5 protein-coding genes and 1 pseudogene are annotated in these 5,695 nt (G+C 56.3%); all 6 read left to right on the top strand.

Annotation, left to right across the window (positions count from 1 at the left end; all coding sequences use genetic code 11):
- Positions 1-1,014, top strand: a 1,014-nt coding sequence (locus Q1B15_RS01625; protein WP_366141647.1) for a substrate-binding domain-containing protein, incomplete at its 5' end; no start/stop codon positions are given.
- 98 nt (positions 1,015-1,112) lie between these two features.
- The gene (locus Q1B15_RS01620; RefSeq protein ID WP_299749144.1) at positions 1,113-1,913 is read left to right on the top strand and encodes an ATP-binding cassette domain-containing protein; all 801 of its coding nucleotides are present in this window, start codon (positions 1,113-1,115) and stop codon (positions 1,911-1,913) included.
- On the top strand, positions 1,910-3,172 hold the full coding sequence (locus Q1B15_RS01615) for a sugar ABC transporter permease (RefSeq protein ID WP_299749141.1): 1,263 nt from the start codon (positions 1,910-1,912) through the stop codon (positions 3,170-3,172). Before Q1B15_RS01620 ends, Q1B15_RS01615 begins: the two co-directional genes overlap by 4 nt.
- Positions 3,173-3,190: 18 nt before the next feature.
- Positions 3,191-3,919, top strand: a complete 729-nt coding sequence (locus Q1B15_RS01610; protein WP_299749138.1) for an SDR family oxidoreductase — start codon at positions 3,191-3,193, stop codon at positions 3,917-3,919.
- Positions 3,920-3,975: 56 nt separating this feature from the next.
- Positions 3,976-4,755, top strand: coding sequence for an SDR family NAD(P)-dependent oxidoreductase (locus tag Q1B15_RS01605; RefSeq protein WP_299749135.1), 780 nt, complete (start codon positions 3,976-3,978; stop codon positions 4,753-4,755).
- 31 nt (positions 4,756-4,786) lie between these two features.
- Positions 4,787-5,431: pseudogene (locus tag Q1B15_RS01600) on the top strand (SDR family NAD(P)-dependent oxidoreductase); the annotation flags it as partial.
- Between the last annotated feature and the right edge of the window lie 264 nt (positions 5,432-5,695).

Raw genomic sequence — 5,695 nt, 5'->3', positions numbered from 1 at the left:
GCAGCGCTCATTTTGAGCAGCGCCCCGACCAATGCCCAAACAACAGGGACCGTTGCGTTCCTGATGCCCGATCAAGGTTCTACCCGCTATGACGAGCACGACTGGCCCGGTTTTCGGGCGGAAATGGAAAAGCTTTGCCCGGACTGCAAAACCATTTATCAGAACGGCAACGCCGATGTGGCGCTGCAGCAGCAGCAATTCAACTCTGTGATTGCCCAGGGAGCCACCGTCATCGTTCTCGATCCGGTTGATTCCGGTGCGGCGGCTGCGCTCGTCGAACTAGGCCAGGCGCAGGGCATTAAGATTATTGCATACGACCGGCCGATCCCTGATCGCGCGCCAGATTTCTACGTCTCTTTCGATAACGAAGGAATTGGCTACGCAATCGCGGAGAGCTTGGTGAATCACCTGAAGGCAAGCGGCGTATCGCCCGAAGGCGTGGGTGTTCTACAAGTCAACGGTTCACCGACCGATGCGGCAGCTCGCCTGATTGCAAAAGGTTCTCGTGACGCAATCGCGGCGTCGGAATACGCAACACTGGCGGAATTCGATACGCCAAATTGGGCACCGCCCAAAGCGCAGGAATGGGTCGGCGGGCAGATAACTCGCTTCGGCAACCAGATCATCGGCGTGGTCGCGGCCAACGACGGCACTGGTGGCGGAGCGGTTTCAGCGCTGAAAGCAGCCGGTGTCGATCCAATCCCACCGGTCAGCGGCAATGACGCAGAAATCTCGGCACTTCAGCTGATCATCGCTGGTGATCAATACAACACCATTTCCAAACCCAGCGAGATTGTCGGGGCCGCTGCAGCAAATGTTGCGGTCACCTTCTTGAGTGGGAACACGCCCGAGGCTACGACAACGCTTTATGATGCGCCTTCACAGCTCTTTGTGCCAGCAGTCGTAACGCGTGCAAACCTCAAGGAAATCGTAATTGACACGGGCATCGTCACTGCGGAGCAGCTTTGCACAGGCGAATTCGCAGCACACTGCGCGGAACTCGGTATCGAGTAAACACCATCTGCGGCGTTGGCTCTCCCTCCGGCGCTGCATATCAATGGGCTGGCGGACCGTCAGGATCGCCAGCCCCCGTGATCGCAGGAGAACATCGTATGACACAGAAGCGACCAAAACCCGAACCCGGCGAATTGCTCCTTCGACTGAAGGGGATTTCTAAGAAATTCGGTGCCGTTACAGCCCTGGAAGACATCGAACTTGAAGTCCACGCAGGTGAAGTGGTTGCCCTTGTCGGTGATAACGGTGCGGGCAAGTCGACATTGGTTAAGGTCCTCGCTGGTGTGCATCAACCGACGCAAGGCACTATCGAATATCTCGGTGAAGAGGTGTCGCTCAACAATCCGAGTGAAGCGCTCGAATTGGGAATTGCAACGGTATTTCAGGACCTTGCATTGTGCGAGAACCTTGACGTCGTTGCAAATTTGTTCCTCGGTCAAGAACTCTCTCCGTGGCGGCTGGATGAAGTGGAAATGGAAGTTCGCGCATGGACGCTGCTCAAAGAACTGGCAGCACGCATACCCTCGGTTCGAGAGCCAATTGCATCGCTTTCAGGTGGTCAACGTCAGACGGTTGCCATCGCGCGATCCCTCGTCCTGGATCCTGAAATCATCATGCTCGACGAACCCACCGCAGCCCTCGGCGTTGCCCAGACCGCCGAGGTCCTGAACCTAATAGAACGGGTGCGTGACAGGGGGCACGGTGTGATCCTGATCTCGCATAACATGGAAGACGTGCGTGCTGTCGCCGACCGAATCGTCGTTTTGCGCCTCGGTCGAAACAACTGTGTTTTCACGACCGAAAACTCGCACGAGGAACTCGTTTCCGCCATCACCGGCGCAACTGACAACTCCGTCTCCCGCCGCGCGGCGCAAAAACTCGAAACGGCACAAGAATGACCAAAGGCCAGAATATGTCAAAGAGCACGAATAATCCGCAGCTCGATCGCGCAGATACGCGTGTTCGTCGTGATGAAGGGATGGCAGGAGCCATTCGCGCTTTCCTGGATCGCGTGCGGTCGGGGGATCTGGGAATGCTTCCAGTTTTCGTCGGTCTCATCATGATCTCGATCGTCTTCAGTTCGCTGAACCCAATTTTTCTCGCTCCGATTAATCTCGCGAATCTTCTGTTCGATGCGGCCGCCGTTGGCTTCATCGCGCTGGGTGTGGTCTGCGTACTGCTCCTAGGCGAGATAGACCTTTCCATCGGATCTATGAGCGGTTTGGCATCGGCGTTGGTCGGAGTCCTCTGGGTGAATGTCGGCTTGCCTCTTCCCGTCGCGATCCTTGGAGCTTTGGTGTCAGGCGCCTTTGTGGGCCTTCTCTATGGTTTCATGCGGAACAGTTTCGAAATGCCGAGCTTCGTGGCCACCTTGGCCGGATTGTTGGCTCTTCTGGGAATGCAGCTTTACATTCTCGGCTCAAGCGGCTCGATTAATTTGCCGTTTACGTCACCAATGGTGCGTTTCGGCCAGCTAATGATCATTCCCAGCTGGTTGTCCTATCTGCTGGCAATTCTTCCGGGAAGCATGCTCATTGTCGGCGGTATTACGACAATGAGGCGTCGGAGTGCAGCCAATTTGTCATCGACCGGCCTGAGCGTGGTCATGGTCAAAGCGGCGGCGCTGACGGCCGCGCTGCTCTTTGCGGTATTCTATCTCGAGTTGGGAAGAGGTGTACCCTGGATGTTCGGAATCTTCGTCCTCTTCGTCGTGATCATGGATTATGCATTCACGCGTACAAAATGGGGCAGGTCGATGTTCGCCGTGGGCGGAAACGCCGAGGCCGCCCGGCGCTCGGGCATAAACGTCAACCGGATCCGTTTGTCGGCATTCGTGCTGTGTTCGACCTTCGCCGCATTCGGCGGCGTGTTCTCTGCATCGCGGCTGGCTTCGTCGAGTATTCAAGCGGGAACGGGCGACGTTAACCTCAATGCCATAGCCGCGGGAGTGATCGGGGGAACCTCGCTGTTCGGTGGTCGGGGGTCGGCTTGGTCCGCTCTTCTGGGGGTTCTTGTGATCCAGGCAATTTCCAACGGTCTGACGCTGCTCAATCTCAGCTCTTCTCTGCGGTTCATGATCACCGGTGGCGTGCTCGCTATTGCCGTGATCGTGGACTCTCTCGCTCGGCGCTCTCGTGCCAGCCATGGCCGCGCGTAGGAAAAAAGGACCAACGACATGTCAGAAGAGCTTGTAGGCAAAACCGCCGCAATCACGGGCGCGGCCTCGGGGATCGGATTGGAATGCGCACGAACGATGATCGCGGCGGGCGCTAATGTGGTGCTGATTGACCGATCTGCCGAGGGACTGACAAATGCCTGTGCTGATCTCGGACCCAAGGCGCATCCGCTGGTAGTTGACCTCCTAGACGGCGCGGCCGTTTCTTCGATGCTGACCAACATCCTCGATCTCACAGGGGACCTCGACATATTCTACGCCAATGCAGGTGCGTATGTCGGCGGAGCCGTGGTTGACGGAGATCCTGACGTCTGGGACCAAGTACTCAATCTTAACATCAACGCGGCCTTTCGTTCGGTTCACACGATACTGCCCCACATGATTGCCCAGAAAAGCGGTGACATCATTTTCACAAGTTCGGTCGCGGGCGTAACTCCGGTGGTCTGGGAGCCGATTTATACAGCCTCAAAATTTGCAGTGCAGGCTTTTGTCCATTCTACCCGTCGCCAGTTAATTGAACATGGTGTGCGGATGGGAGCAGTTTTGCCTGGCCCTGTGATAACTTCCCTGCTGGATGACTGGCCGAAAGCCAAGATGGACGAAGCGTTGGAAGCGAAGGCGCTGATGGAGGCCAAAGAAGTCGCCGATGCAGTCATGTTCATGGTGACCCGGCCGCCGGGAGTTGTAGTGCGCGACCTGACGATATTGCCGCATGGATGCGACATCTGAGCCCATAACAATCGTTTTGTCCCAAAGAGCTCATCAGAACAAAGTTGGAATAAAGAATGCTGAAAAACGAGAATTTACTGAACCGCTTCAAGCTTGATGGCAAGGTTGCTCTTATCACGGGTGGTACCCGTGGTATCGGCCTGGCCACTGCAAGAGCACTCGGAGACGCCGGGGCACGGCTTTTTATCAGCGCACGCAACGATAGCGAAGAGGCAAAAAAGACGCTTGGCGAGTTGGGATATGACGCCACATTTATTGCCGCTGACCTAACGGACCCTCAAGCACCGGCTGCAATCATTGCTGATGTCCTTGAACAGTCGGGACGGCTAAACGTTCTCATCAATAATGCCGGTGTCGCCTTAGGCGGTGATTCAGCAGAATTCTCTGACGAGGATTGGCAGCGCGTGATGTCGCTGAATGTTGATGCGGTCTTTCGTTGCTGCCGCGCAGCCATTCCAGCTATGCGGGCGCAGGGCGGCGGGGCAATTGTCAATGTCGGGTCCATGTCCGGCATCGCCTCGAACATCCCGCAAAACCAGGTGGCCTACAATAGCTCGAAGGCGGCGGTTCACATGATGACCAAGAGTCTCGCCAGCGAACTTGCTCTGGACAATATTCGGGTCAATGCGCTCGCGCCCGGATACATTCAAACTGAAATGTCCCAGGGTGGCATCGACGATCCCGAGATGTTCCCGATCTGGAGAGACATGACGCCAATGCAGCGTGTTGGCCAACCAGAAGAGGTGGCGATGGCTGCGCTTTTCCTTGCCTCGCCCGCCTCAAGCTACGTGACTGGCGACATTCTGGTGATCGACGGCGGATACACCACGCGATGATACAACCTAGGGACGAATTTGAACAACAATAATCAATACACAACGACTTGCGGGAAAAACCGCACTTATCACCGGCTCGGAGCGCGGCATTGGCCGCGGCTTCGCTGAACGCTTTGTCCGGGAAGGCGCTCGCGTTGCGATCACCGATATTGATCTTAATGCCGCGCAGAAAACAGCTTCTGAGATTGGCAACGCAGCAATCGCGCTGCCAATTGATGTGACCGATCAGGGTAGTATCGACGCCTGCATCGACGGTGTTGCGGAGACCTTCGGCGGTATCGACATTCTCATCAACAACGCTGCGTTTTTTGATGCGGCTCCGATCGCTGATATAACGCGGGACAGTTTCGACAGACTGTACGTCGTGAATGTTGCGGGGACGATGTTCACAATGCAGGCGGTCGCCCGCCACATGATCTCACGCGGCAAAGGTGGGAAAATCATCAATATGGCCTTGCAGGCAGGTCGGCGAGGCGAGGCACTTGTTGCAGTTTACTGCTCGACCTAGGCTGCCGTGATCTCACTCACCCAGTCCGCAGGTCTGAACCTGATCGAGCATGGTATCAATGTTAACGCAATCGCCCCCGGCATCGTTGATGGCGAACACTGAAACCATGTAGATGCATTGTTCGCCAAACTGGAAAATAAGAAACCCGGAGAGAAGAAAGCCGAAGTCTTCGAACGGCAGCTTCATCCCGCGTTGCGGTCATTTGGCCCAAGAATATGCTGCACGATGCACGAATGACCGGTCTGGCGAAGCTGCGGCGCAGCATCAGATCAGCCGACGAGCGGCAGCTTTGGGCCGTTCATGTTGGTCGGCGCGAGATCGCTTGGCAGGATCGCTGCGATGCGGCTAACGGCAGCAAGGATCCCGGAGCGGACACGCAAATCGGAATACCGGCCCTTTTGGTTTTCCATATCAACCGGACCAGCACCTTTT

Origin of the sequence: uncultured Boseongicola sp., from assembly GCF_937988555.1 — a bacterium.
GTDB lineage: Bacteria > Pseudomonadota > Alphaproteobacteria > Rhodobacterales > Rhodobacteraceae > Boseongicola.
The sequence above is the reverse complement of the archived record's forward strand: the minus strand, read 5'-3'. Positions and strand labels throughout refer to the sequence as shown.